We start from the raw sequence: 2,909 nt of genomic DNA, 5'->3' as shown, positions 1-2,909 counted from the left end.
ATATTTGGGGTTGTATGGTTAAGTGATTAAGCGTATACGGTGGATGCCTAGGCAGTTAGAGGCGATGAAGGACGTGTAAGTCTGCGAAAAGCTGTGGTGAGTTGACAAAACGCATTTGAGCCACAGATGTCCGAATGGGGGAACCCACCGCTTCGGCGGTATCTGCAACTGAATACATAGGTTGTAGAGGCAAACGAGGGGAACTGAAACATCTAAGTACCCTTAGGAAAAGAAATCAATTGAGATTCCCCTAGTAGCGGCGAGCGAACGGGGAGCAGCCGAGTAATTATGACGTAGTGGAATGTGTTGGAAAGCACAACGGTACAGGGTGATAGTCCCGTACACTAAGCGTTATATTTGCCATATTAAGTAGGTCGGGACACGTGTTATCTTGACTGAAGATGGGGGGACCATCCTCCAAGGCTAAATACTCCTAACTGACCGATAGTGAACCAGTACCGTGAGGGAAAGGCGAAAAGAACCCCTGTGAGGGGAGTGAAATAGAACCTGAAACCGTATACGTACAAGCAGTGGGAGCACCTTCGTGGTGTGACTGCGTACCTTTTGTATAATGGGTCAGCGACTTATATTTTGTAGCAAGGTTAACCGATAGGGTAGCCGTAGTGAAAGCGAGCGTTAACTGCGCGTCTAGTTGCAAGGTATAGACCCGAAACCCGGTGATCTAGCCATGGGCAGGTTGAAGGTTGAGTAACATCAACTGGAGGACCGAACCCACTAACGTTGAAAAGTTAGGGGATGACCTGTGGCTGGGGGTGAAAGGCCAATCAAACCGGGAGATAGCTGGTTCTCCCCGAAAGCTATTTAGGTAGCGCCTCGGACGAACACCTTTGGGGGTAGAGCACTGTTAAGGCTAGGGGGTCATCCCGACTTACCAACCCTTTGCAAACTCCGAATACCAAAGAGTGCTATCCGGGAGACACACGGCGGGTGCTAACGTCCGTCGTGAAGAGGGAAACAACCCAGACCGCCAGCTAAGGTCCCAAAATATTGCTAAGTGGGAAACGATGTGGGAAGGCTAAGACAGCTAGGAGGTTGGCTTAGAAGCAGCCACCCTTTAAAGAAAGCGTAATAGCTCACTAGTCGAGTCGGCCTGCGCGGAAGATGTAACGGGGCTAAGCAATATACCGAAGCTGCGGATGTTTACTTTGTAAACATGGTAGGGGAGCGTTGTGTAAGTGGTTGAAGGTGAGCTGTGAGGCTTGCTGGACATATCACAAGTGCGAATGCTGACATGAGTAACGATAATGCGGGTGAAAAACCCGCACGCCGGAAGACCAAGGTTTCCTGTCCCATGCTAATCAGGGCAGGGTAAGTCGGCCCCTAAGGCGAGGCAGAGATGCGTAGTCGATGGGAAACGGATTAATATTTCCGTACTTGGTATATCAGTGAAGGGGGGACGGAGAAGGCTAAGCAAGCTTGGTGTTGGTTATCCAAGTGAAAGTGCGTAGGGCGTTGAATTAGGTAAATCCGGTTCAACATTAACCTGAGACACGAGACGAGTCACCAAGGTGACGAAGTTGTTGATGCCATGCTTCCAGGAAAAGCCTCTAAACTTATGATATATCGAACCGTACCCCAAACCGACACAGGTGGTCAGGTAGAGAATACTAAGGCGCTTGAGAGAACTCGGGTGAAGGAACTCGGCAAAATTGTACCGTAACTTCGGGAGAAGGTACGCCCTTGTTTGTGATGGAACTTGCTTCCTAAGCAGATGAGGGCCGCAGTGACCAGGTGGCTGGGACTGTTTATTAAAAACACAGCACTGTGCTAAATCGAAAGATGACGTATACGGTGTGACACCTGCCCGGTGCCGGAAGGTTAATTGATGGGGTTAGCGTAAGCGAAGCTCTTGATCGAAGCCCCGGTAAACGGCGGCCGTAACTATAACGGTCCTAAGGTAGCGAAATTCCTTGTCGGGTAAGTTCCGACCTGCACGAATGGTGTAACCATGGCCACGCTGTCTCCACCCGAGACTCAGTGAAATTGAAATCGCAGTGAAGATGCTGTGTACCCGCACCTAGACGGAAAGACCCCGTGAACCTTTACTACAGCTTGGCACTGAACATTGAACCTACATGTGTAGGATAGGTGGGAGGCTTTGAAGCATAGTCGCTAGATTATGTGGAGCCGCCGTTGAAATACCACCCTTGTATGTTTGATGTTCTAACATAGGTCCCTTATCGGGATTGTGGACAGTGTCTGGTGGGTAGTTTGACTGGGGCGGTCTCCTCCCAAAGAGTAACGGAGGAGCACGAAGGTTAGCTAATCACGGTCGGACATCGTGAGGTTAGTGCAATGGCATAAGCTAGCTTAACTGCGAGACAGACACGTCGAGCAGGTACGAAAGTAGGTCATAGTGATCCGGTGGTTCTGTATGGAAGGGCCATCGCTCAACGGATAAAAGGTACTCCGGGGATAACAGGCTGATACCGCCCAAGAGTTCATATCGACGGCGGTGTTTGGCACCTCGATGTCGGCTCATCACATCCTGGGGCTGAAGTCGGTCCCAAGGGTATGGCTGTTCGCCATTTAAAGTGGTACGCGAGCTGGGTTTAGAACGTCGTGAGACAGTTCGGTCCCTATCTGGTGTGGGCGTTGGATGATTGAGGGGAGCTGCTCCTAGTACGAGAGGACCGGAGTGGACGAACCGCTGGTGTTCGGGTTGTCATGCCAATGGCATTGCCCGGTAGCTACGTTCGGAATCGATAACCGCTGAAAGCATCTAAGCGGGAAGCGAGCCCCAAGATGAGTCATCCCTGACAGTTTAACTGTCCTAAAGGGTTGTTGAAGACTACGACGTAGATAGGCAGGGTGTGGAAGCGTTGTGAGGCGTTAAGCTAACCTGTACTAATTGCCCGTGAGGCTTAACCATACAACGCCCAAATGTC

General features: G+C 50.6%; 1 rRNA gene. It reads left to right on the top strand.

What is annotated here, in order from left to right:
* Positions 1–16 precede the first annotated feature (16 nt).
* A 23S ribosomal RNA gene (locus tag GLIP_RS18325) occupies positions 17–2,893 on the top strand.
* Positions 2,894–2,909 lie beyond the last annotated feature (16 nt).

The sequence above is a fragment of the Aliiglaciecola lipolytica E3 genome (assembly GCF_000314975.1).
Classification (GTDB): domain Bacteria; phylum Pseudomonadota; class Gammaproteobacteria; order Enterobacterales; family Alteromonadaceae; genus Aliiglaciecola; species Aliiglaciecola lipolytica.
Note: the sequence above shows the minus strand (reverse complement) of the source record. Positions and strands in the feature narration are given on the sequence as shown.